The organism is Virgibacillus necropolis, from assembly GCF_044793635.1.
Taxonomy (GTDB): Bacteria; Bacillota; Bacilli; order Bacillales; family Amphibacillaceae; genus Virgibacillus_F; species Virgibacillus_F necropolis_A.
The window spans coordinates 611,318-635,118 of the sequence record NZ_CP084992.1; the positions used below are offsets into that span (position 1 = coordinate 611,318).

General features: G+C 35.6%; 25 protein-coding genes and 2 other annotated features. Of the genes, 3 read left to right on the plus strand and 22 right to left on the minus strand.

The window, feature by feature from the left end; all coding sequences use genetic code 11:
- Positions 1-34: 34 nt before the first annotated feature.
- The 19 genes from LG329_RS03155 to LG329_RS03245 all read right to left on the minus strand — a co-directional run bounded on the left by LG329_RS03155 (position 35) and on the right by LG329_RS03245 (position 16,763).
- Complete coding sequence (locus LG329_RS03155; RefSeq protein WP_404453222.1) at positions 35-589, minus strand: YhcN/YlaJ family sporulation lipoprotein; 555 nt, start codon at positions 587-589, stop codon at positions 35-37.
- Positions 590-665: 76 nt separating this feature from the next.
- Entirely contained in the window at positions 666-1,409 is a 744-nt protein-coding gene (nadE, locus tag LG329_RS03160) for an NAD(+) synthase (RefSeq protein ID WP_404453225.1), read from the minus strand.
- Between the two features lie 124 nt (positions 1,410-1,533).
- A complete protein-coding gene (locus tag LG329_RS03165) occupies positions 1,534-2,424 on the minus strand; it encodes a LysM peptidoglycan-binding domain-containing protein (RefSeq protein ID WP_404453228.1) in 891 nt (296 codons plus the stop codon).
- 148 nt (positions 2,425-2,572) lie between these two features.
- Positions 2,573-3,853, minus strand: coding sequence for a GTPase ObgE (gene obgE, locus LG329_RS03170; RefSeq protein ID WP_404453231.1), 1,281 nt, complete (start codon positions 3,851-3,853; stop codon positions 2,573-2,575).
- Positions 3,853-4,392, minus strand: coding sequence for a Spo0B domain-containing protein (locus LG329_RS03175; protein WP_404453234.1), 540 nt, complete (start codon positions 4,390-4,392; stop codon positions 3,853-3,855). The genes obgE and LG329_RS03175 overlap by 1 nt, the downstream gene beginning before the upstream one ends.
- Positions 4,393-4,568: 176 nt before the next feature.
- Positions 4,569-4,859, minus strand: coding sequence for a 50S ribosomal protein L27 (gene rpmA / locus LG329_RS03180; RefSeq protein WP_404453236.1), 291 nt, complete (start codon positions 4,857-4,859; stop codon positions 4,569-4,571).
- A gap of 14 nt (positions 4,860-4,873) precedes the next feature.
- The gene (locus LG329_RS03185; protein WP_404453239.1) at positions 4,874-5,203 is read right to left on the minus strand and encodes a ribosomal-processing cysteine protease Prp; all 330 of its coding nucleotides are present in this window, start codon (positions 5,201-5,203) and stop codon (positions 4,874-4,876) included.
- Between the two features lie 12 nt (positions 5,204-5,215).
- A complete protein-coding gene (gene rplU, locus LG329_RS03190) occupies positions 5,216-5,524 on the minus strand; it encodes a 50S ribosomal protein L21 (RefSeq protein WP_404453242.1) in 309 nt (102 codons plus the stop codon).
- A 14-nt stretch (positions 5,525-5,538) separates the two neighbouring features.
- Positions 5,539-5,618, minus strand: a sequence feature (ribosomal protein L21 leader region).
- Positions 5,619-5,687: 69 nt separating this feature from the next.
- Complete coding sequence (locus LG329_RS03195) at positions 5,688-6,548, minus strand: M50 family metallopeptidase (protein ID WP_404453245.1); 861 nt, start codon at positions 6,546-6,548, stop codon at positions 5,688-5,690.
- Positions 6,535-7,302: a peptidoglycan DD-metalloendopeptidase family protein gene (locus tag LG329_RS03200; protein ID WP_404453248.1), complete on the minus strand. Its 768-nt coding sequence runs from the start codon at positions 7,300-7,302 to the stop codon at positions 6,535-6,537. The genes LG329_RS03195 and LG329_RS03200 overlap by 14 nt, the downstream gene beginning before the upstream one ends.
- Before the next feature lie 126 nt (positions 7,303-7,428).
- Positions 7,429-8,226, minus strand: coding sequence for a septum site-determining protein MinD (gene minD / locus LG329_RS03205; RefSeq protein ID WP_404453251.1), 798 nt, complete (start codon positions 8,224-8,226; stop codon positions 7,429-7,431).
- Positions 8,219-8,905, minus strand: coding sequence for a septum site-determining protein MinC (minC, locus tag LG329_RS03210; protein ID WP_404453254.1), 687 nt, complete (start codon positions 8,903-8,905; stop codon positions 8,219-8,221). Before minC ends, minD begins: the two co-directional genes overlap by 8 nt.
- Positions 8,906-8,929: 24 nt before the next feature.
- Positions 8,930-9,463: a rod shape-determining protein MreD gene (gene mreD / locus LG329_RS03215; RefSeq protein WP_404453256.1), complete on the minus strand. Its 534-nt coding sequence runs from the start codon at positions 9,461-9,463 to the stop codon at positions 8,930-8,932.
- Positions 9,463-10,344 (minus strand): rod shape-determining protein MreC, encoded by an 882-nt coding sequence (gene mreC, locus LG329_RS03220; RefSeq protein WP_404453259.1) that lies wholly within the window; start codon positions 10,342-10,344, stop codon positions 9,463-9,465. The genes mreD and mreC overlap by 1 nt, the downstream gene beginning before the upstream one ends.
- A gap of 15 nt (positions 10,345-10,359) precedes the next feature.
- Positions 10,360-11,400 (minus strand): rod shape-determining protein, encoded by a 1,041-nt coding sequence (locus LG329_RS03225; RefSeq protein WP_404453262.1) that lies wholly within the window; start codon positions 11,398-11,400, stop codon positions 10,360-10,362.
- Positions 11,401-11,718: 318 nt separating this feature from the next.
- The gene (radC, locus tag LG329_RS03230; protein WP_404453263.1) at positions 11,719-12,408 is read right to left on the minus strand and encodes a DNA repair protein RadC; all 690 of its coding nucleotides are present in this window, start codon (positions 12,406-12,408) and stop codon (positions 11,719-11,721) included.
- A gap of 197 nt (positions 12,409-12,605) precedes the next feature.
- Positions 12,606-13,523: a hypothetical protein gene (locus tag LG329_RS03235; protein ID WP_404453265.1), complete on the minus strand. Its 918-nt coding sequence runs from the start codon at positions 13,521-13,523 to the stop codon at positions 12,606-12,608.
- Between the two features lie 149 nt (positions 13,524-13,672).
- Positions 13,673-15,391 (minus strand): sensor domain-containing diguanylate cyclase, encoded by a 1,719-nt coding sequence (locus tag LG329_RS03240; RefSeq protein WP_404453267.1) that lies wholly within the window; start codon positions 15,389-15,391, stop codon positions 13,673-13,675.
- Positions 15,392-15,488: 97 nt separating this feature from the next.
- Positions 15,489-16,763 (minus strand): bifunctional folylpolyglutamate synthase/dihydrofolate synthase, encoded by a 1,275-nt coding sequence (locus LG329_RS03245; RefSeq protein WP_404453270.1) that lies wholly within the window; start codon positions 16,761-16,763, stop codon positions 15,489-15,491.
- Between the two features lie 91 nt (positions 16,764-16,854).
- On the opposite strand from LG329_RS03245, the gene LG329_RS03250 reads away from it, so the two are divergent.
- Positions 16,855-17,751 carry a RimK family alpha-L-glutamate ligase gene (locus tag LG329_RS03250; RefSeq protein WP_404453272.1) on the plus strand — a complete coding sequence of 299 codons (897 nt, stop codon included), beginning with the start codon at positions 16,855-16,857 and terminating at the stop codon, positions 17,749-17,751.
- A gap of 16 nt (positions 17,752-17,767) precedes the next feature.
- Positions 17,768-18,625 carry a RimK family alpha-L-glutamate ligase gene (locus LG329_RS03255; RefSeq protein ID WP_404453273.1) on the plus strand — a complete coding sequence of 286 codons (858 nt, stop codon included), beginning with the start codon at positions 17,768-17,770 and terminating at the stop codon, positions 18,623-18,625.
- A gap of 47 nt (positions 18,626-18,672) precedes the next feature.
- On the opposite strand, the gene LG329_RS03260 is transcribed toward LG329_RS03255, so the two are convergent.
- Positions 18,673-21,318 (minus strand): valine--tRNA ligase, encoded by a 2,646-nt coding sequence (locus LG329_RS03260; RefSeq protein ID WP_404453276.1) that lies wholly within the window; start codon positions 21,316-21,318, stop codon positions 18,673-18,675.
- Between the two features lie 53 nt (positions 21,319-21,371).
- Positions 21,372-21,596: a binding site (T-box leader), on the minus strand.
- Between the two features lie 135 nt (positions 21,597-21,731).
- Between LG329_RS03260 and LG329_RS03265 the strand changes: the two genes are divergently transcribed.
- Positions 21,732-21,920: a hypothetical protein gene (locus LG329_RS03265; RefSeq protein ID WP_404453278.1), complete on the plus strand. Its 189-nt coding sequence runs from the start codon at positions 21,732-21,734 to the stop codon at positions 21,918-21,920.
- Here the strand turns inward: LG329_RS03265 and LG329_RS03270 are convergent.
- Positions 21,917-22,648, minus strand: a complete 732-nt coding sequence (locus LG329_RS03270; RefSeq protein WP_404453281.1) for a hypothetical protein — start codon at positions 22,646-22,648, stop codon at positions 21,917-21,919. The genes LG329_RS03265 and LG329_RS03270 overlap by 4 nt on opposite strands.
- 169 nt (positions 22,649-22,817) lie before the next feature.
- On the minus strand, positions 22,818-23,753 hold the full coding sequence (locus LG329_RS03275; protein ID WP_404453283.1) for a LysM peptidoglycan-binding domain-containing protein: 936 nt from the start codon (positions 23,751-23,753) through the stop codon (positions 22,818-22,820).
- Between the last annotated feature and the right edge of the window lie 48 nt (positions 23,754-23,801).

A 23,801-nucleotide genomic window follows, 5' to 3' on the forward strand; every position in this document is an offset into this window, starting at 1 on the left:
AAAAAACCTTTGCTTAATCACAAAGGTTTTTTCATTAACGATCAGGATTAAAGAATCGCTTCATGTCATCTTTTAAATCATCTGGAAAAGTCGATTGCTTATGTCTAGCCTTCAAATTACTCATCCGATCCCAATGATTATCATCCGTGTAGACTACAATGGTTTTATTTGGCTCAAATTTACGGACTTCCTTTTCAATATCATCGCTAATTTCATGGTTGTTATGCTCATCTAACATCACTGCTACTACTACTTTTTCATCAGTAACTGCTACTTGAGCAAGTTTAATATCACGTTGTTTCCTTAAATGGTCTGAGATAGCCTTCGATTGCTCATTTGTGAATATGTCCGTGTTGTCTCCTTCTTGTTTATCACCTCTGTTTATTTGTTTTTGTTCTGACTGTTCATAACCGCCTTTTTCACCTATGGTCTGGTCCCGTAGACCAAGTCGATCATTCTGTTCGTTTTTTGTTTCGTAATTTATGGTTTGTGACTGAATTTGTTCATCGTTCTTCGCTTCATTACTTTCGTCATTTGCACACCCAGTGGCTACAATTGCAACAAACAATAAGCCATATCTAAGTTTCATTCAAAAAACACCTCCTTCACATTTAGCATGTTTAAAAGAGGTGTTTTTTACCCTAGTTAATTATAGGAATATATTTTTAGTTTTGAAATCGAAATTGGTTTGCAGCTTTCCGTTTATGTTCAGTTCGTTGATGCATTTTTTCAATGACCTCTTGATCATGAGCAGGAATTTCCTCTCCTTTTAAAAATGCATCAATTTTGTCATAGGTTGTTCCCATTTCTGCTTCATCTGTTTGACCTTCCCATAAGTCTGCACTTGGCTTTTTATTGACAACTTCATCTGGTACTCCTAGCGCACGTGCCATTTCCCGTACCTCTTGTTTAGTGAATTCAACGATTGGTAAAATATCAACCCCACCATCACCATATTTAGTAAAATATCCGGTATACCATTCAGAAGCGTTATCAGTACCTACCACTAAATAATTGTAATTTGTTGCTAAAGCATAGGCTGTGCTCATACGTAAACGTGCACGAAGATTTGCATTAGATAATTGGTCGTTTATTTCTTGCCATTCGTTTTTTTGTTTTAATTTTTCCTGAATCTGGTTATACATGACTTTATGTGTTTCCGATAAATCAATTGTGATAGTATCAATACCACACTTTTCAATTACTTTTTCAGCATGCGTCACACTATCTGGACTACTATCAAGCGGCATAATAACCCCTAGCGAATGTTCAGGCACTGCAAGTTTAATTAAATTTGCAACAACCGCAGAGTCTAAACCACCACTCACACCCACTAATAATCCTTTTACATTTGCTTCTTTAACTTGATCTCGTAGCCACTGCACTACCTTTTCTATTTTTTCTTCCATTTATTATTAAGCTCCTTTATGTAAAACAATTTTACCTATTATCTTAACATTGTTTGATAATTTCTGAAAAAAATATGCAACAAAAAGAGAGACGATTGACTGTAATCTCGTCTCCCATTTTTCCTTATTCGTTATTATTTTCATCCTCATCGTCTCTGAATGAAGCGGTAGGGAATGGTTGAAACCCAGGAGGTGCAGGATACGGATTTCCTTGCTCTTGATTTGTATCCATTCGGGGATACGAATTATTGAATCCACCATAATGATGATTGTTCTTCATTTCATCATATTTATATTCCGGCTTTTTAGGCATTTCCATTTCTGGCTCTTCATCATACATACCCATTACATTATTCTGAAAAGGAGGCTTTTCTCCTGCACAACCACAAGGTTTATGTGGCACAGGCTTTTGTTGTGGCATATGCATTGGTGATACTTGCCCATGATGCATGGGATGGTGCATTGGATGATGCATGTGGTGATGCATTGGATGCATAGGATAACAGCACATCGGAATTGCCATTGGCATGTGTTGAGGCATAGGGTGCTTTTTCTCATGATGTTTAACTTCTTTTTTTGGTTGCGGCGGCTGTGGTGGCATTTGTGTGAAGTTTATATTGGTTGTATAGTGATACATGTCTTGGTCCATGATTGGCATATGATACATAGGTGGTTTTTGTTCCACCTTTGGCTTCGAAATTGGCTTTTGCTGTGGTGGCTGTGGCTTTGGCATTGGTTGTGCCTTTGGCTTTTCCTTTTCATCTTCCTTTATAACTGGTAAAGGCTTTGGAGAAATATCCTTATATGGAGTTTTCACCATCTCCTTTTCTTTTACTTGCATACCTTCCTTTTTAACCGGTTTTGCACTACTAGGTACTTTGATTTTCATTCCAGGCATAATCATATCAGGGCTAGATAATTGTGAGTTGAGTTCTTTTAATTGCTCAAAATTGACATTATAATTATTGGCAATTTCCCACAATGTATCCCCCTTTTTTACAATGTGTATTTTCAAACTAATTCAATCTCCTTTCCTAGCTGTTTAAAATCTGGGCTAACCATTCTTTAACAACATATGCAGGAACCTAGAAAAAGTTGAACTAATAAAAAAAATACTACCTCACTCCCACAATGGAATAGGTAGCATTTTATAAATTGAAACTTTATTCTATAAATTCAAATTCATAATCTAATAATCGGATCGTGTCGCCGTCTTTTGCACCGCGTTTTCTCAGTGCTTCATCGACACCCATACCACGCATCTGACGTGAAAAGCGTTGAACCGCATCATCATGATTAAAGTCCGTCATTTTGAAAAGTTTTTCTATTTTTATACCTTTTAATACATAGGCACCATCAGGGTCACGTGAAATTGAAAATGGTTCTTCTTCTTTTTGGTATCGATAAACAACTTTTTCATCTTTATCTTTAATCGTTGTACTCGTTTTTGGAATTTCTTCTAATTTATCTGCAATTGCAAATAAAATATCTTTTAATCCACCTTTCGTCAAAGCAGAAATTGAATATACTGGATAAGTATCATTGATTTGTTCCTTAAACAGCTTCAAATTTTCTTCAGCATTAGGCATGTCCATCTTATTAGCTGCAATTATTTGTGGTCGATCTGTAAGCTTAACATCATATTCCTTTAACTCTTCATTAATTTTTACGAAGTCTTCATATGGGTCTCGACCTTCTGTACCTGCCATATCAATCACATGTACAATTAACCTTGTACGCTCCACATGTCTTAAAAATTGATGACCTAAGCCTATACCTTCACTCGCTCCTTCAATCAATCCAGGTAAATCAGCCATAACAAAACTACGATGGTCACTTGTTTCAACAACTCCTAAGTTAGGTGCAAGTGTTGTAAAATGATAATCAGCAATTTTTGGCCGTGCAGCACTGACAACTGATAAAAGTGTAGATTTACCTACACTTGGAAAACCTACTAAACCAACATCAGCGATAAGCTTCAATTCAACCTTAATGTTACGCTCTTTTCCAGGCTCCCCGTTCTCAGCCATATCAGGCGCAGGATTACGAGGGGAAGCGAAACGAGAATTACCGCGTCCACCCCTACCGCCTTGTGCAATGATTGCTTGTTGGCCATGATGTATTAAGTCAGCAATGACCTCGTTTGTTTCTTCATCAAGAACCGTTGTACCGGGAGGAACAGGCACAATTAATGCTGCCGTATTTTTTCCATGCTGATTTTTACTCATTCCACCTTCTCCACGTTTAGCTTTGAAATGTTTATTATAACGAAAATCCATTAAAGTATTTAGGCCTTCATCAACTTCAAAAATAACGTCGCCACCGTTACCGCCGTCACCGCCTGCAGGGCCACCTTTTGGTACATACTTTTCTCTACGATAGGCTACAAGCCCGTTGCCACCATCACCAGCTTTTACAAAAACCTTTACCTGATCTACAAACATTATTCTTCACCTTTTCTGTTCCATTGGTTAGTTACCGTGCAAGTGATGTAATTCTCACTCTTTTGCAGTGTAATATTTTTCATTTCTGCCGGTATTTTTGCACTTATTAAATCTGAAAAAGATCCATGTAAGGTAAGAACTACTTGAATTTGTTTCCTTTGCTTAAGATATTCAAGTACTAATTCACCTTCATACAATTCTTGATCATGTGTTATTTCCTCTAAACACGTAATGCAATATTGACAATCCGTTGTAAGTTTTTCATCTATATCAGATATGTCTAACTTTTCATCACGAATAGCGTATGTAAATCGGAAATTTGGATGTATAGAATTAAATGGAATTAACCAAAGAGCAAGATTTGGTGCATTTAAATTCATGAGCTTTCGTTCTTCATCAAAATGAGCCATATATGTTGCTAGCTTTTCTTCAACCTTTTCCAATTTCCCCATACTTGTATAGGCATGAACAATTTGCAAATCATTCATAATATCGTGTCGGTAATAGCGTAGTAAATCCATAACCTCTTTTTCTTCCACTAATATCCCTCCATCAATATGAAAAGTATAGCAGATAATTAACAAAAGCGTAATAATCTCCTAGAAAAACTTGGTTTTCCACAAAATTTTATGAAGAAATCCTTAGACTACATAACTCTTTAATAAGGTATATAAAAAACTCCAATCAGCTAACCGATTGGAGTTTTACATGTGATTTATGCTTCTTGAGCAGTTGGATAAACACTAACCTTTTTACGATCACGACCATAGCGTTCGAATTTCACAACACCATCAGCCTTAGCGAAAAGTGTATCATCTCCACCACGACCTACGTTTTCACCAGGATAAATTTTAGTCCCGCGTTGGCGGTATAAAATGGATCCTCCAGTAACAAACTGGCCATCTGCACGTTTAGCACCTAGACGTTTGGACTCAGAGTCACGACCGTTTTTTGTGCTACCTGCACCTTTTTTCTGTGAGAAAAATTGTAAATCTAGACGTAGCATTTTGCTGCACCTCCTTATTTACTTTGTATCGTTATAAATTGACCATATTCCTGTTCAATTGTTTCAAGTGAAATAATCATACTTTCGAACAAGACCTGCATCTTTTCCAATTCATTTTTATGTAAATGACTTGGGAGCGATACATGAAGATATCCACTTTCATTTGCTTGTTCAATTTCCAAGTCTGTATCACACAACTTCATAACTGCATTTATTGCCCCAAATGATACTGCGGAAACACCAGCACATACTAAATCATAACCATATGGTCCACTATCAGCATGCCCTGAAATTCTAAATGCCTCAATTTGATTTGCCTTACGATAAACAGTGACCTGGATCATATACACGTACCTTTATAAGTTAATTTTATCAATAACTAATTTTGTATATGGTTGACGATGACCTTGCTTACGGTGATAATTTTTCTTTGGCTTATATTTGAAAACTGTGATCTTCTTTTGACGACCATGCTTTTCAACTTTAGCAGTTACAGTTGCGCCACTTACATATGGAGCGCCAACTTTAACATCATCTCCACCAACAAAAAGAACTTTTTCGAAAGTTATAGAATCATTATCTTCTCCAACAATTTTTTCTACAAAGATTTCTTCGCCTTCTGTTACTTTGATTTGTTTACCACCTGTTTCGATAATTGCGTACATATACTGCACCTCCCTAATTGACCAAGACTCGCCATACAGGTACTTTAAAATACTTTAAAAGTTTATAACCTGTTCTGTGCGGTTGTAGCATGTGGTGCTACGATGAATAACGTATTGATATTATCATGTTTTAGTAGAATATGTCAAGCTTTCACCCTATAATTTAACCCATTCGTTTTACTTCTCCAACCGTTATATTATAGTGTTTTTCCTGGAAATAACTATTGAGACAATCCTTCTCGCCGATGCTTGTCTCCCGATTATCAGGATAGGATATATAAATAATATGTTTTTTTTCACGAATAAACAATGAAAAGACATCAAACAAGGTATTCTTATCAGATACTTTTATAGGAGATAATCGTCTCGATTGATTCGTACCATAAAAACGCCTCGATAAAAAACGAAGGAATACATAATATCGTTGTTTCCATTCAGTCCTATTTTCCAAAAGAATAAATAAAATAATGAAGATTGAGCTTAGTGTGAATGGCAAAATAAACAATTGCGTTAACAAGATACAAACACATACCAAAATCGATACCAAAATCATAATTGTATGTGCTTTTTTATATGGGATAAAAGCTGATAACAAGGTAAAAAGACACTTCCCACCATCTAGTGGCCAGACTGGTAACAAATTAAAAAACAAGATAACATTATTGTAATACATAATAAGCTCTATAATTGAATTTGGAACCACATTCATTGGAGCAAGTATAATAATAAAAAGGTAAATAAATACATGTTGAAGTGGACCAGCAATACTTACTAATGCTTCTTCATATAGAGGTCTATTACCATGTTCATCGGTATCCATAACACCACCAAAAACCCATAATGTTATACTTTTTATTCTCCATTTGAATGAAATTGCCATTATGTAATGCCCAATCTCATGAAACAATACAATTCCCAGCATGATAACTATTTCCATGAATGTACCTGTAATGAATCCAATAAAAAGAAAAATAATTAATATAGGATGAATATGGATAGTTGGAATTATTTTAAGGAAGGTCATCAACTTCTATCACCTGTACAGGATCCACGAATTCATCGTTTTTTTCGATAGCGAAATAAACGTTTTTACTTTCTTTTGAAGGTACAAACTTACCGATTACTTGATTGCTTTCAACAGATTGATACAAATGAACATTTATATCACTTAGAAATCCATAAGTAGACTTACTTCCATCTGCATGCTGTACGATAATCGTTTTATTCGTTTCCGAGTCATTGCCAGCAAAGATTATTACGCCTTCACGCAACACAGAAATAGAAGACGCTTCATCAGGTGTTATCAATACTCCTTCCCCATTTGCTTGAAAGGACTCTGATATACTTCCTGAAACTGGAAGAGCTAATGAAGCATTATTAGTAGTCGTTTCATTTTTTTTAGGTGTCAATGCTACTGGTGTACCGAAAGTTTGCTGATACCACTGATTTACTTTCGCAAACGGGAACTCATTTGTTAATAGACTACTTGCCATCATTTTGGGCTTCTCCAACATGTCATTATTTGTTTGCAATAGTAATGCAGTTCCAAGGAATAGAATGCTTGATAATATACCCTTCAAAATAAAGCCAGATACCATTTTACTCTTATTTCTCATTGGTGTTGTACTATCGGTAAACATTGGAAAGTACCCATGCTTCTCTTCCTCTTGAAGTTGGAAATTTGGAAATTGACTTTTGTTTGAATCAGAACTTGTTACACCGCGAGTTTTTTTACGAGCGGAAATTGACTTACGAACTTTATTTACTCTTGGGTTCATTAAATTCACCGTCCTTTGTCATACTTCTTTTAAATTGTATGAAACAATTGGACAAGATATGTTAAAGGCTCCATTAAAGTAAAAAAAGATGCAAGAAACGGATTCGTTTCTTGCATCTGGTGAAATTTAGGAATGCATTCCCAAAAAACTTTTAATTCTCTTAAACATACTCTTATCATCCTCAAGCGATTGCAATGGTACTGTTTCACCGAGAATTCTTCTTGCTAGGTTACGATAAGATATGGATGCTTTTGAGTTTGGATGAAGTGCTATAGGTTCCCCTTGATTAGAAGCCTTAATAACTTCATCATCATCAATGACAATCCCAATTAGGTCGATAGAAAGGATTTGGAGGACTTCGTCTACCTCAAGCATATCTCCATTTTTCATCATATGGTTACGAATTCGATTGATTACAAGGCTAGGTCGGTCCATTTCCTCTTTTTCTAGTAAACCAACAATTCGATCAGCGTCCCGAACACTAGATTTCTCTGGTGTAGTGACAACGATTGCTTTATCGGCACCAGCTACTGCGTTTTGAAAGCCTTGCTCAATCCCTGCTGGGCAATCTACAATGATATAATCATAGTCTTGTTTAAGTTCTGCTATAATCTTTTTCATGCCCTCAGTTGTTAGGGCAGATTTATCACTAGTCTGTGCTGCTGGTAATAACACTAAATCATCGAATCGTTTATCCTTGATTAATGCTTGCTTTAATTTACATCTACCATTAATAACATCCACAATATCATAGATTATTCGATTTTCTAAACCCATTATCACATCAAGATTTCTAAGTCCGATGTCGGTATCAATTAAACATACCTTTTTTTCCATTAATGCGAGTGCAGTACCTACATTTGCGGTTGTAGTTGTCTTACCAACGCCACCCTTACCAGACGTGATTACAATTGCTTCACCCATTATTCATTCTCCTCTCGAACCCACTCAAATCAATTTGCTTATGTGAAAGAGCTTGAAGTCTATCAATAACAATTTTATCTTGCTTTTCATCAATTCGGCCACATTCCATGTATACACCTTCAGACTCATAATCTGGTGCCCGACTGATATAATCTGCAATTCGGAGCTGACTGGGTTTCATAAAGGAAGCTGCGATGATTGCATCACGATTACCATCTATCCCGGAATGAGCAGTTCCAAGTAAACTACCCATGATATAAATGTTTCCGGTTGATTCAACTTTTCCGCCCGGGTTTACATCACCTATCAATAATAAATCGCCCTTCACTTCTATTACTTGTCCCGATCTAACAATTCGATTAATCGTTTTAACTTCACTTTCTTCCATCCACTGAAGTGCATCCCCGCGGGCGACAACGTCAGATTTAATAGACTCCACGATAAAATGATTTCCATTACAAATTAATTTCTTTAATTCTTCTTCTTGTGCTTGATTCAAGTAGCGATTTCCTAATTTAACACTTACAGAAACTACGGGTTCATCTTGTTTTGGTCTATTATTTGTTAACTTTTCACGCAAGTCGTTATATGCTTCATCATAGGAGCAAGAATCATCTATAAATAGAGTGAGCCCATCTCTAGTACCCTTTATTGTAATTAGTTGTTTCTTGTTGAGCATGATAAGTTCACCTCATTAAATTCGTTAATTGCTTTTAGAAATTTGCTCATCTTGCCACTGTACCAAACGATTTTTGGTAATAGGATACAATACCAGTAAAAATAATAAATTAGCTAATATTGTAGGTATAAGACGATAAATCAAATAATCCACAAGGGCCATATCCGTAAGCCCAACTACAGTAAATATAAGGAAAATGGTAAAATCAGTTAACGATATACCAAATATACCTAATAAAATCGTCACATAAAAGTTGGCATGTAATAATTTCCTGATACCATGCATGACATAAATATTAAATGCATATGCAAACATATAAACACCTAAAACTCCTGTATACACAATATCAATTAACATACCGAAGATTGCACCATATAACACGGAAAAGTATGTTTGATCGGTATCATAAAATATTGCAATATACAATAAAAAGATAAACACCCAATGTGGAATGATTAATAAATCATTCATAACAAAGCTAGGTGGTAACAATTCTATTGCGACACCTTCTAGTATAACAAAGACAAAAAGAATGAGTGGGAGGTATAAACGTTTCATTATTCCTTTTCCTCCTGAACTGCATCTGTCTTATCATTCTCCTTTAATGTCCGATCAACTACTATCACATTATTTATTTCAAACATATCTGCTGCCGGCTCAACTAGAGCTGTTTGGGTTAACCCATATTGATCTGGCACAACCTCTTTAACTGTTCCAATAAATAGTCCTGCTGGGAAAACTCCACCCATCCCAGAAGAAAAGACTTTCTCTCCCTTTTTTAAATCTGCCTCCGATTCCTCTATGATTTTAAAATGCAGGGAATTCGTTTCTTTATCGTACTCTTCTATTAAACCGAAGATGTCATTTCCTTCTTTTCGAGAAATAGTAGCAGAAATGCGGTTAAACTGGTCAAAACCGGTTAACAGTTGCACAGTTGATGAGAATTGTGAAGCGGTCTGGATTTTACCTACCATCCCGTCAGCAGTAATTACTGCCATATTCGACCTAACACCATCTTGCAATCCTTTATTAATCGTAATTTGCTCTACCCAACGCTCTGGAGTTCGCGACATAACTGTAGCTTGTATTGGATTAAAATCTCGAATGGAGTTGGTTTTATCCAATGTCTTTCTCAATTCTTTATTATCTTCTTTTATTTCTTGAACCTCATAAATCAAACTTTTATATTGTGAAAGTTTTTCTTTAAGTATTTGGTTTTCTTTATACGTATCCTTCAAATCATCGATATTAGTGAATATATCCGTTATAAATTTAACCGGTGTATGTACAACACTTTGTGCCCATCCAACTGTGTCTTTGATAAACTGTTCGGGAGTAGTCAATTGATCTCTTTCCTTTAAAGAGAATCCAATCAATACAACCAAAATTATGATTCCAATTAAAATTATAAACAAGCGCTTTTTACGAAAAAACGGCATAACTACACCTACTTCTTAATCAACGGTTGGACGAGAAGATACATTCGGATGGGAACGAAAGTGTTGAATGTATTCTAAAGATTTACCTGTACCAATAGCAACGCTGTCTAATGGATCATCCGTTACAAAAACAGGCATTTTTGTCTCATCACTAATAACATTATCTAAATTTTTTAAAAGAGCACCACCGCCAGATAGTACAATTCCACGGTCCATTATGTCCGCTGCTAGCTCTGGTGGTGTTTTTTCCAGCGTATCCTTCACAGATTCAACAATAGCATCCACTATATCTTTTAACGAATCTGCAATTTCTTTGGTTGAAATCGTTATGGTTTTTGGTAATCCTGTTAATAAATCGCGACCACGGATATCCATTTCCACATCTTCGACAACTTCTCCCGCAGTGCCTAGATCCATTTTTATAGATTCAGCTGATCTTTCACCAATCATTAAGCTATAGCTCTTTTTTATATGGGAAATAATAGCTTCATCCATTTTGTCCCCCGCTATACGAATAGATTCGCTAGTAACAACCCCACCGAGTGATATTACTGCAACTTCGGTTGTTCCGCCACCAATATCTACAATCATACTACCCGTAGGTTCCCAGACCGGAAGTCCGGCACCTATTGCTGCAGCAAATGGTTCTGCAATTGGGAAAGCATCCTTCGCTCCCGCTTGTTTAGTTGCATCAATTACCGCTCGCTCTTCCACCATTGTAATACCAGAGGGAACACATATCATGACATTTGGTTTTTTAGCAAAAAATGATCGATTTTTCATAGCCTTTTTAATATAGTATTTCATCATTATAGCTGTTGTCTCATAATCAGCAATAACCCCGTCCTTCATTGGGCGAATAACAGATATATTACCTGGAGTTCTACCAATCATATTCCGAGCAGAACTACCCACAGCTTCTACCTGACCCGTTTCAATATCTTTAGCGACAACTGATGGCTCACGCACGACCACACCTTTACCTTTTACAAAAACAAGGCTATTAGCTGTCCCCAAATCTATCCCTAAATCTTGTGAAAAATTAAATATCCCCAAAAAAGATCTTCCTTTCCAACTCTCTCTATTCGTCTCTGTCTATTATATGTAGTTTTACTATATCGATTAAAATTAGTTTATGCAACGTGAAACCAGTATAAAACTATGTATTTCAGTTCATAAAATGAAACCTTATTCAGGGCCCCACTGAGAGTTAGTTGAACCACCTAGATTATACAGGCAGTAAAACTGCGATAAATGTAAATTCCACATCTTGATTCATAATCTTAATAAGCGCCAATTTCAATAGCAATTGAAAAATGGCGCTGTTTTGTTTGTCCTTATAATTATACGAAAAAATTATAAAAATAGATAGTGTTATAAGTAGCCTTTTTCTTTTAGTGAAACAAATTTTCGATCACCAATAATTAAATGGTCAAGAAGTTCGATTCCAATCATTTTACCTGATTCAACTAATCGGCGGGTTACATGTATATCTTCTTGGGAAGGGGTAGGATCCCCAGATGGATGGTTATGTGCACAAATAATAGATGCAGCGGAACGCTTAACAGCCTCACGATATACCTCTCTTGGGTGAACAATTGATGCATTCAGGCTTCCAATAAATATAGTTTGGTTATGAATAATTTGATTCTTGGTATTAAGAAATAAAACGACAAAGTGTTCCTGATGTAAATTACGCATTTCTTCCATGACATAATCCGCACCGTCTTCCGGAGAGCGAATCACGTATCTTTCATTCGGCTTATATTGGTTCATGCGTTTACCAATTTCAATTGCCGAAAGTATTAATACACCTTTCGCTTCACCAATTCCTTTTATCGCCATCAGCTCTTCAATAGTCGCATCTTTTAATAATTTCAGCCCTTCGAAATGCATTAGAATTCGCTGGGATAAAGTCATAACCGACTCTTCTTTTGTTCCCGTACCAAGTAGTATTGCTAATAGCTCTTGATTTGATAAATGACCAGATCCCAGTTTTAACAATCTTTCCCTTGGTCGATCCTCTTTCGGTACATCTTTGATCATTATGGATGGTATAGTCATTATTTTTCCTCCTTTGATAGATGAAAATATCATAGCGAGGAATGACTGTTTCAACAAATGAATAAAATTCCATTTTATAGTGATAATTTAACTTAAAAATTCACTTTTCACCATAGGGAAAAAGACAATTTACAAGGTAAATTAGGAAACAAAATGGAAAAGTACATCATTGACGTTAATCATGCAATCCATTATCTTTATTTCAATACAAAATTTTCATATTGATTCCAAAGGTTTAATAAAATAATTGGTGCTGAGCTTTCACTAGCTTTATCAATATTGGTCTTAAGGCTTTGTACATTCTCATAAAATTGTGTCGTATTTTTTCCATTGTCAGGATACGACTCTATCCATTTATTCCAATCTTTAGAGGAGAATGTCTGATTCTTTGATACATCCTTCAAGGAAGCATTCCAAAGTGTATGAAAGTCCTGAATCCAATTATACTCAGCTTCTGTTAACTCTATCTCTACTTCGTTAGTCGCCCACTTTTTCGCGAATGTATCCAGGTTCAATTCCTTAAACGTTGCTTTTTGGCTATCTGTTTGATCTTTTGTTTCAGCTAGATTAGCAAAAAGATAATATTGGGTATCACGTTTCCATACCATCGTCGGAAATCCAGCCTTCTTAAATTTGTCCTGCACAACTGTTACATTTGACTCATCATTAAAAAGACCAGCCTGAAGTACAAATGCCTGAATACTTTTTAATGTGTAAGTTGAAAGATCAGAGGCTGCAGCCCCACTATTACTGGTGTTTGACGTATCAGTTTGTAAATTCACTTTACCATTAACAGCATTTGCATCTATATTCGTGAACATATTTAACATAAAGATGCCCAAACCTACACCTAGTAAAATCGCTGAAATGGCTGCAACAAATATGTGTTTATATATTTTGGTGTTTTTTCTTTTGCTATTTTTTAAAGGTACTTCTTCATCAAACGTATTTTGTCTAATATATGTGGGGACTGGCTCAATCTCTTTATTATCTTCTCGAGCGGCTGCTTGTTCAGTGTTTATATGAGGATGTTGACTATTTTGATCAGAATTCTTGTTTTTGGAAATCCTTGTTTTTTTACCGTCCATCCAAACTATTATAGTTTTTCTATTCACTTTTTCCCCTCACTTTCCCAAGTTTTCTATACTCTATCATATGAAACTTGAAAAGTAAGACGAGTTTTGTCAGTGCCTATTAAAAACTATTCAACAAAAATCGCGAAAAAAATATATACAAGATTAGGTTATTTATGTACTAAAAAAACTTAGTTAGGTTGTAATTCCTGATAAATTGCTACTTTATTTCTACCACGTTGTTTTGCGCCAAGGTACATTGCCCGGTCAGCATGTCGAACCAGCTCATTTGGTGATTCACAATGATCTGGGTAAGCAGCAACACCAATGCTTGCTGTGATAGAAACATTCTCAACATCGTCATGAGGTAAAATATGTTTCTTAACAGGAAATGGGCTATCTGCAATCAAGGCGCGAATTGATTCTGCCATATCATGTGCTAACGCTAAGTCGACATGTGGAAGTGATACCACAAATTCCTCTCCACCATATCTTGCGACCAAGCCCTTTTCACCAATGAATTCCGTTAAACGATCTGCAAACTGACATAAAATTTCATTACCAGCTTCATGTCCATAGGAGTCATTTACCTGTTTAAAGTGATCTAAATCTAATAAAATTAACGAATACGCACTATTTCCCGATATAGTTGAACCATACTCTTCTACAACGTTGTTGAAATATCGATAATTATATAGTTTAGTAAGTCCATCTTTTTCACTATTCGCCTTTGTAATCTCATAGTTTTTAGCATTTTCAATCGCTACACCAAAATAGTTCGTTAATATATCTAGAATTCGATTATGAACTTTTCCAAACGCCTTCTTTTCTTTAGATATTATTGTTACAACACCAATAATTCCATTATTATATTCTACTGGAAGTGATATAACACTTTCCATATCGGCGGGAATCTTTGAGTTAGTTATTGTTTCCCATTCCTTAGAATTATTATATACAATTGGCTTCTTGTTAGCCCAAACCTTTCCACTAAATGCTTCATCTTTTGTTAATTGTTCATGCATTGGTATTATTTTGTTTTTTATATCATAAAATCTTACTAATTCAAGATGGTCGTCAGCAACCATATATATATACGCACAATCCAACGGGATAAGGCGACCTAGTTTATTAATGAAAACATCATATACTTGATTGACTTCCATTCGTTTCGTTAGCTGATGTCCTATTTCACCTGTTTGCCCCAAATATCGATTAATCTCCTGATAGGAATATAAAAGTTTAAGAATAATAGAAATCACTACAAATGGAATTCCCATATAAAAGATCGCAATTCTTCCAATTTCCGTATATAAAACAAATAATACAAAACCTACGGGCAGTACAATTAGCGAAGATTGTATATCCCATAGAAATCCTTTATCAAACAATTTAACCTTCTGTTGATAGAAAATCCGGTGGTTCATCTTTATAAACAATTGATTGACAACACAAATAGTTAGAGCATATCCAAATATGGCTATAATATCTTGTAGACTGGTAAAATCTATTGCTCCATGGTCTCCACCTAATAACCAAAAAACGAGAGCTCCAACTAAGGACACCGCGGAGAACATAATCAAATTCAACGGATATCGATAATATTCTTTTTTACCCACCCCTACTCTAGCTAAAACTAATAGAATAGCAAATTGCGTTAGAATCATTTCAACAAAAAGACCAAAAGATAGGAATACAGCTATACTTATACCATTCACGAAGAAAACAGGTGCATTATTGATGATTAAGGGAAAAGAAGCAACAACGCACATAAAAGCTCCAAATAATAGAATATCAATCACATGACCGTGGATATTTATATAGGTATAATTGTATGTAGCTAGAAGGCTAAGTGGCCAAAAAATCACCCAAGTAACCAATAATAAATTTATTCTATTTTCTGATATCATGTGCAATGCGCCCCTCCTTTCTACTGATAATCATTTAAATTAAAACTTTGTACCTATTTATTAGAAACTTTCAGATAATATCAACATACCATAAGCCCTATAATTTAGCTATATAATTTTTAACTTTTGATATAAAATCTAAAGAACCTGTTACGAAAAAATCAGTGTCCTGTTTTGACGAATATAAGGTTGTATCAATTACCTCTTTCCAATTTTCCGCCAAAACGGTATTTCTATGATTTACATATTTAGCTAGTTCCACCAGGGTCGCTGCCCGCGGATGGTCGAATGTTGTTAAAGTGATCGTTTCAAATTTTTCCTGGAGTAGTTTTAACATCACTGGTATATCCTTATCTTTAAAAGCAGCAAAGATAATATGTTTTTTCTGCGCATGATCTACAGTTTTTACAGCATCTATAAATGCCTGAATACCGGCTTCATTGTGCGCTCCATCTACGATAATTTGGGGTTTTCGATGAATAATTTCAAATCGACCCGGAACTTGTGTGTTCTCCACACCATTTACAGCTAAATCAAGGTCAATAGAAGTTCCTAATTCAGTCAATTTAACTATTGCCATAATAGCAAGTGCTGCGTTGATTTGTTGATGTTTTCCCAGCATTTGAAGAGAAACATCCAATTTATTATATAATCGGTTCTTCCAACAAAAATGTGTATCATGACATTCAAAAATTTGGAATTCTTGTCCAAATCGTGATAAATTTACTTTATTCGTTGCTGCTTCTTGCTCAATCACTTGCATCGCTTCATTTGACATTGGCCCAATAATGGCTGGTGTCTTATACTTCATAATTCCAGCCTTGTGGGAAGCAATTTTCTGAACCGAATCTCCTAAAAATGTCATATGGTCACGGCTGACATTTGTTATAATAGATAGCATGGGTACAAAACAATTTGTTGTATCCTCTCTACCACCCATACCAGTTTCGATTAACGCAAAATCGACAGAATCTGCAAAGTATAGAAAAGCAAGAACTGTTATAATCTCGAATTCAGTAGGATGTTCGTTTTTTTCATCCAGTTTAGCTATCACCGGATACATAACATTCAACAACCTTACAAAAGTTTCTTTTTGAATCGGCTGTTCATTGATAAATATGTGGCCCGTGAGACCGCTTGAACTAGGAGAAACAAATACACCTACCTTGTAGTTATTCTGGATTAGTGCGTTTTTTATGTATTGAATAGTGGAACCCTTTCCATTTGTCCCAGCTACATGAATGCCTTGGGTTTTCCTTTCGGGATTATCTAATAACTGGAGTAGCGTCTTAATTCGATCTAAACCAGGTTTTATTCCGAATGCCTTCCGTTCATTAAAATACGTTTCTACTTCCATAAAATTGTTAAACATAACTTCATCACATACTTTCAGAGAAATAATAACTAACGAATGTAAAATTAGTATAGCATTGACATACAAGAATGAGAAAGGAACGAATAAATTGGAAATAAACGGTTGGATCATATACAACGGGTACTTACAAGGAAATAAATTCTTAGATTTTGCCGAATGGTTAAAGACTGCAGCTAGTCAAAAAGGTATTACTACAACAATATGGAAAAATAACGAACTTTTACCATATTTAACTAGCCATCATACAGGATTAATTTTTAATGATGGTCATCAAATACCTGACTTTGTAATTTTCACAGACAAAGATATTTATCTTGCTACGCAGCTAGAACAAATGGGAATACGTGTTTATAACTGTTCTGACGCCATTCGAATTAGTGATGATAAAATTTTAACCTATCAAGCTTTATCAGCAGATAATCTACCAATACCGAAAACAATTATTGCCCCCAAAATTTTTACAAATGACATTGAAATAGATCATGATGTCTGTCAAGGGGCTATAAATACATTAGGTCTACCAATGATATTAAAAGAAGCATTCGGATCCTTTGGTGAACAGGTTTATTTAGTTCATACCATAGATGAATTAGAGCAAAAGGTCTCATCATTACAGGGAAAGGCCTTTATTTTTCAGGAATTCATCGATTCCAGCTATGGAAAGGATATGCGTTTACATGTTGTTGGGGATAAAGTAGTTGCTGCGATGATACGGACTGCTCCAGATGATTTTCGTGCAAATGTAACTGCAGGAGGAACTACACAAGCCTATCAACCATCTGAAAAAGAAATGGAAATGGCTGTTGCGGCAACAAAGGCTATTGGTGCTGACTTCGCTGGAGTCGATTTGCTCTTCGGAATAGATGGCAACCCTATTATTTGTGAAATAAATTCCAATGCACATATTCGAAATATGTATGATTGTACAGGCATAAATGTTGCTGATTATATCATTGATTATATCCTTAATATACAAAAAACATAAAAACAGGGTGATTCTATTGAAGTACACAGGCTGGTTGATTTATAACAAAGAAGATGCTGAGGAGAATTCTTCGTACATAAATTGGTTTATCGATGAGGCTGAGTTACAGGATGTTGAACTTCAGTTAATAAGTAGAGAACATATTACAATTGGTATTCTTGATAATAAACGAACCCTTCTGTTTAAAGACCAAAAAATAGTCCTACCGGATTTTGCTATTGTACGAACCATTGACCCATTATTAAGTTTACACCTTGAGAATATGAAGATTAGAGTATTTAATTCATCATCTATCTCTCAAATTTGTAATAACAAAGAGTTGACTCATCATCATGTACATAACTTAGACATACCGATGGTGGATACCATTTTTACGAAGCAAAATCAATTTAGCAGGATCAAGCACTTTGACTATCCTTTTGTAGCAAAAGAATCCACTGGACGTGGAGGGAACCAAGTTTTTCTGATAAAGAATGAGCAAGATTGGCAAAATTGCATACCAAAAATAAACTCAAAAACGATTGTCTTGCAAAGTAGTGATGTTATTCACGGAAAAGATCTGCGTGTTTTCGTGGTTGGTACTGAAATTGTCGGGGCCGTATTACGTGAGAATAAGGATGATTTTCGTGCAAATTATAAACTTGGTGGATCTGCGGCCTGGTATAAGGTAAATAATGAAGAGGTTGAATTGATAAATAAAATTATTGATCACTTTCAATTTGATATGGTTGGTATCGATTTTTTATTTAGTAAAGACGGCAAATTACTATTTAACGAAATAGAAGATGTAGTCGGATCAAGAACACTTAGTGCCGTAAGTGATGTAAATATTTTACAAAAGTACATTACCCACATTAGAACTCAACTATCATAATGGAAGCGGAAATTCATCGTTAAATGAATTTCCGCATCTCCTAATTGTTATGAAGTTAACTCCTGTAAGCGAGCTTTAACTTTTGCGTGCTTTTCCAGGTAGTCTTGTTCTTTTTGTTTTTCCTCGGCCACGACTGCCTCTGGTGCTTTTTTAACAAAGCCTTCATTAGCCAATTTCTTTTGTACCCTTTCAACTTCCTTGTTCCATTTTGACAATTCACTTTCTAATCTTTCGCGTTCCTTTTCTATATCAATTAAACCTTCAAGAGGTAAGAATAACTCTATCCCAGTCACTACAGCTGACATAGCTTTTTCTGGAACTTCAATATCAGATGCAATTACTAATTCGCTTGTGTTACAAAAGCGTTCGATATAGCTTCGATTTGATTCTAATTCAGTTATTGTTGTTTCATTCTCAATTTTAATGAGGAGCTTTATCTGCTTGGACATTGGTGTATTTACTTCAGCACGTATGTTACGTACCGATTTTATAATAGAAACTAGTCTCTCCATTTCATTCATAGCCTTTTCATCATGAAGATCATTGCGGACTTCTGGCCATTTAGCAACTGTAATAGATTCCCCATGATGCGGAAGCTGCTGCCAGATCTCTTCTGTAATAAATGGCATAAATGGATGCAACATACGCATCGTGTTATCTAGTACATATGCAAGCACAGATTGCGTTGTTTTCTTTTTATCAGCGTCTTCACCATATAATGGCAGTTTCGCCATTTCGATGTACCAATCACACAAATCATCCCAAATAAAGTTATACAAATGGCGTCCCGCTTCACCAAATTCATATTTTGCAGTGTTTTTCGAAACCTGTTCAATAGTTTCATTTAATCTAGTTAAAATCCATTTATCTGCAACGGATTTTTCTCCCGATAAATCAATATCTTCATAAGAGAAATTCTCCATGTTCATCAAACAAAATCGTGATGCATTCCAAATTTTATTTGCAAAGTTCCAAGTGGATTCTACCTTTTCCCAATAAAAACGTAAGTCCTGGCCTGGTGAGGAACCAGTTAATAGGAAGTAACGTAATGAATCAGCACCATATTTATCAATTACATCCATTGGGTCTACTCCATTACCCAAAGATTTACTCATTTTTCGGCCTTCCGCATCACGGATTAGCCCATGGATTAGAACGTCTTTAAATGGGCGTTCATCATTAAATTCGATAGATTGAAAAATCATACGCGCAACCCAGAAAAAGATAATATCATAACCAGTCACTAACACATCTGTTGGGAAATAACGCTTGAAATCTTCTGCATCTTTATCCGGCCAACCCATTGTAGAAAATGGCCATAACGCCGATGAAAACCATGTATCTAATACATCGTTATCCTGTTCCCAGTTTTCACTATCAGCTGGAGCCTCTTTACCAACATAAATCTCGTTCGTTTCTTTATGATACCAAGCCGGAATTCGATGTCCCCACCATAACTGTCTAGATATACACCAATCTCTAATGTTATCCATCCAATGCAGATAGGTATTTTCAAAGCGGTCAGGAACGAAATTAACCTTCTTATCATTATTCTGCATTTCAACGGAGGCATCTGCCAAAGGCTGCATATCAACAAACCATTGCGTAGACAAATATGGTTCAACAACTGCATCACTACGTTCAGAGTGACCAACCGTATGGTTATGATCTTCTATCTTGAAAAGTACGCCAAGCTCTTTTAAATCTTTTACAATTTGTTTACGGCAATCAAAGCGATCAAGCCCTTTATATTTACCTGCATTGTCGTTCATTGAACCGTCTTCATTCATTACTAATACGCGTTCTAAAGTGTGTCGATTTCCAATTTCAAAATCATTCGGATCATGAGCCGGTGTAATTTTAACAGCACCAGAACCAAATTCCTGGTCTACATAATCGTCAGCCACAATTTCAATTTCACGACCAACAATCGGAAGGATGACTTTTTTGCCCACTAAATGTTTATAACGATCATCTTTTGGGTGTACTGCGACAGCTGTGTCACCTAGCATTGTCTCGGGACGTGTAGTTGCAATTTCGATAAATTCATTACTATCCTTAATTGGATATTTCATGTGGTAAAAATGACCTTGTATTTCTTTGTGTATAACCTCAATATCAGAAAGTGCAGTTTTAGTCTTAGGATCCCAGTTGATGATATATTCGCCACGATAAATTAATCCTTTGTTATAAAGCGTTACAAATACTTCTCGGACCGCCTCAGATAGTCCCTCGTCCATTGTGAATCGCTCACGTGAATAATCAAGACCAAGCCCTAGCTTTTCCCATTGTTCACGGATAAAACTTGCATATTCTTCTTTCCAATCCCATACTTTATCAACAAATTTCTCTCTGCCTAAATCGTAACGGGATTGGCCTTGTTCTTTTAGCTTCGCTTCAACTTTAGCTTGTGTAGCAATCCCCGCATGATCCATTCCTGGCAGCCATAATACATCATATCCTTGCATCCTTTTCATTCTTGAAACGGTATCCTGCATCGCAGTATCCCAAGCATGACCTAAATGTAATTTTCCTGTTACATTTGGAGGAGGTATTACGATTGAAAAAGGTTCCTTTTCTGGATCTCCCGTAGCTTCAAAATATTTACCATCAAGCCAAAAATGATAACGATTTTTTTCAACAGCTTGTGGATCATATTTTGGGGGTAATGCGGTTTTTGGTTTTTCTGACATGTCTTTTTCCTCCCTTTAGCTAATTTTAAGCAATAAAAAAATCCCCTCATCCTATAAAGGACGAAAAGATTGCTTCCGTGGTACCACCTTTGTTTGCAAGCTTAAATAAACTTGCACACTCATCATACATAACGGATTTTATCCGACTTCTCCTACTGAACATTTCAGAAAAGCAGCATCATGGGCGACCTTCCAAGTTAATATACCTAGGAAATTCTCAGCTTTTATTTCCCTCTCTTAAGGTGTTACCTTGTACTCTTCCCACTCATTGCCATTTGTTTATAACTGTTTGTTTATTAATATTACCTATTTATTCCCACAAAATCAACTATTATTATCATATCTTGCACAAAAACAAGTTCTTTAATCATAGTATAATAAAAATGATTGTATATGTGAAGGATGTGATAAAAATGGCACGATATTATCGGTACAAAATTCCACCATGGGCAAGACACTGTATTTGTGTAATCGAAAAGGTCACATTACCAATTCTAATTTTCCAATTATTACGTACTTTGTTTTTCCCAACTACCTTTGATGTTTTCCTACTGGGGGTAATAATCGGTATTTTTATTGCTTTTTATTTAGAATGGATTTAATCCGTATCATCGTTTTCTAATATTAGATTTTTACTGGACCAACTCAACATTTGGAGTAGATAGCGATGATTTCGTTTAATTGTCAACACATGTTCTATCATTGTTCTGTTAGAAGCTTGCGTTGCATAATCCTCTACTGCCTGAATATATTCAGTAGGATCCAACAAGTATATCCCTAGCAAATACAATTCAACCTGTTCTAACTGATTTGCCTTTAAATATACACTGAAGTACTCTGTAAGTTCAGTATCCTGCCAGTCAAAAAGTTTTGTATGATACATGATCATTGCAGCGACATCCATTACAGCATTACCCTGAAAGAAATGTTCATGACTATTTTTATATAAATGTCTTTTTACCAGCAAATGTTTAATATTTTTATGTCCATAACATCGGCTGTATTTCCACATGTTAACCTGCGATACCTCTGAATTAAATTGCTCTATACGAGTAAATAGTTCATTAAATAAATAATCAATATCACGGTAATGCGTACACACCAATAATTCAACCGGTGACATGTACCTTTTTTGTTCAAATTCATCTATATATTGATCAAACCGCTCTCGGAATTGGACACATTTCTCATGATATTGCACGAAATCATCTTGTATTTTTTCTTTATCAATTGAAATGGTTTGCAATGTGCCACTATGCGCATATCCGATATTTCGAAATATATCAGATAGTGTCAACTGTTCTCCATATGTATTCTTATAATTATCCATAAGATTCCCCACATTCGAAACCACTCAAACCCCTTGTAACAATAAACACAAGGGGATAGGTGATTTTTTGTTTGGATTCAGATTCCGCTTTCCTGTCTGTCTAGCTTCAACGCCCTTTGCCTCAGGCGCCTCCTTACGATAAATCAACATCGAATCGCTTACGCTTTTCCTATTGCTTTACAGGTATATAAAGTAACTGTCCCTCACTAACTGTTTCATCGTCCAATTTATTTTGTTTGGTAATCTGAAGTGGATTAACATGATATCTTTCGGCAATTGTTTCGATCGTATCATTATCTTGTACAATACATAATTTCATTTTTGAGTAACGTTCTTCATCCTGCCTAAAAATATTAGATAGATAATCTATTTTATCTTCGCCATCATCCTCATACTTATTATCCTCCGTTGATTTAACAGAAGAAGTTGGTGCGCGTTCAGGCTCCTCATCCACCAGTTCATCATTATCATTATCATCAAGTTCATCATCCACAGGTGGAACATATGCTTCACGATTTAATGCCTGCTGGTAGTTTACTTGTTCTTTTTCTGAATCATCTTCTTCGTTTTGGTTTTTTATATCAAAACGAAATGTATCCTCTGTTTCCATAGGGGCAACTTCCTCTTGTTCAACTACTTCCTCTTCATCTGTTGGTTCAGCTATTTCATTTATACCTTGTATAGCAATAATTGATGTTAATCTAAGTTGATTTTGATCAGGTATTTCATAATCAAAGTAGTCAACAGACACCGTTACCTCGTTCATATCATTCACCCGATAAGTAGGTACTGAAATCTCTACTGGAAAACGGTGAGAAAAAGTCGCTTCACCCCTTTCCTCTTCAACTACCTGTTCCACATAACGACGGGAAGAATAGTCCTCCAGGTCAAAGGAATTGTCTCCTCGTACCTCACTTTCACCAACCCTCTGATATTCTCCATTTAATTCAATAACACCTCTAATGGATATATAATCATTAAATGGTTGAATGGATATTTCGGGATCTAGTGATATGCCAAGAATTTCAGCAACTTCCTGTCCCTGTTCAAAATAAAGAGATTCATTCAATTCAAAACTAAAAACAGCATTTTCTTCCTGCGACAAATTACTTCCTCCTTCCTAACACTTAAAAATAAACATATGTTTTATACC

What these genes read in the sequence shown, in the direction of transcription:
- LG329_RS03270 (WP_404453281.1), bottom strand. Translation starts at nt 22,648, where the DNA reads ATGGATAATTATAAGAATACATATGGAGAACAGTTGACACTATCTGAT.
- LG329_RS03240 (WP_404453267.1), bottom strand. Translation starts at nt 15,391, where the DNA reads ATGATATCAGAAAATAGAATAAATTTATTATTGGTTACTTGGGTGATT.
- radC (WP_404453263.1), bottom strand. Translation starts at nt 12,408, where the DNA reads ATGACTATACCATCCATAATGATCAAAGATGTACCGAAAGAGGATCGA.
- LG329_RS03265 (WP_404453278.1), top strand. Translation starts at nt 21,732, where the DNA reads ATGGCACGATATTATCGGTACAAAATTCCACCATGGGCAAGACACTGT.
- LG329_RS03155 (WP_404453222.1), bottom strand. Translation starts at nt 589, where the DNA reads ATGAAACTTAGATATGGCTTATTGTTTGTTGCAATTGTAGCCACTGGG.
- nadE (WP_404453225.1), bottom strand. Translation starts at nt 1,409, where the DNA reads ATGGAAGAAAAAATAGAAAAGGTAGTGCAGTGGCTACGAGATCAAGTT.
- LG329_RS03260 (WP_404453276.1), bottom strand. Translation starts at nt 21,318, where the DNA reads ATGTCAGAAAAACCAAAAACCGCATTACCCCCAAAATATGATCCACAA.
- minC (WP_404453254.1), bottom strand. Translation starts at nt 8,905, where the DNA reads ATGCTCAACAAGAAACAACTAATTACAATAAAGGGTACTAGAGATGGG.
- mreD (WP_404453256.1), bottom strand. Translation starts at nt 9,463, where the DNA reads ATGAAACGTTTATACCTCCCACTCATTCTTTTTGTCTTTGTTATACTA.
- LG329_RS03245 (WP_404453270.1), bottom strand. Translation starts at nt 16,763, where the DNA reads ATGTTTAACAATTTTATGGAAGTAGAAACGTATTTTAATGAACGGAAG.
- minD (WP_404453251.1), bottom strand. Translation starts at nt 8,226, where the DNA reads ATGGGTGAAGCAATTGTAATCACGTCTGGTAAGGGTGGCGTTGGTAAG.
- rplU (WP_404453242.1), bottom strand. Translation starts at nt 5,524, where the DNA reads ATGTACGCAATTATCGAAACAGGTGGTAAACAAATCAAAGTAACAGAA.
- obgE (WP_404453231.1), bottom strand. Translation starts at nt 3,853, where the DNA reads ATGTTTGTAGATCAGGTAAAGGTTTTTGTAAAAGCTGGTGATGGTGGC.
- mreC (WP_404453259.1), bottom strand. Translation starts at nt 10,344, where the DNA reads ATGCCGTTTTTTCGTAAAAAGCGCTTGTTTATAATTTTAATTGGAATC.
- LG329_RS03195 (WP_404453245.1), bottom strand. Translation starts at nt 6,548, where the DNA reads ATGACCTTCCTTAAAATAATTCCAACTATCCATATTCATCCTATATTA.
- rpmA (WP_404453236.1), bottom strand. Translation starts at nt 4,859, where the DNA reads ATGCTACGTCTAGATTTACAATTTTTCTCACAGAAAAAAGGTGCAGGT.
- LG329_RS03185 (WP_404453239.1), bottom strand. Translation starts at nt 5,203, where the DNA reads ATGATCCAGGTCACTGTTTATCGTAAGGCAAATCAAATTGAGGCATTT.
- LG329_RS03200 (WP_404453248.1), bottom strand. Translation starts at nt 7,302, where the DNA reads ATGAACCCAAGAGTAAATAAAGTTCGTAAGTCAATTTCCGCTCGTAAA.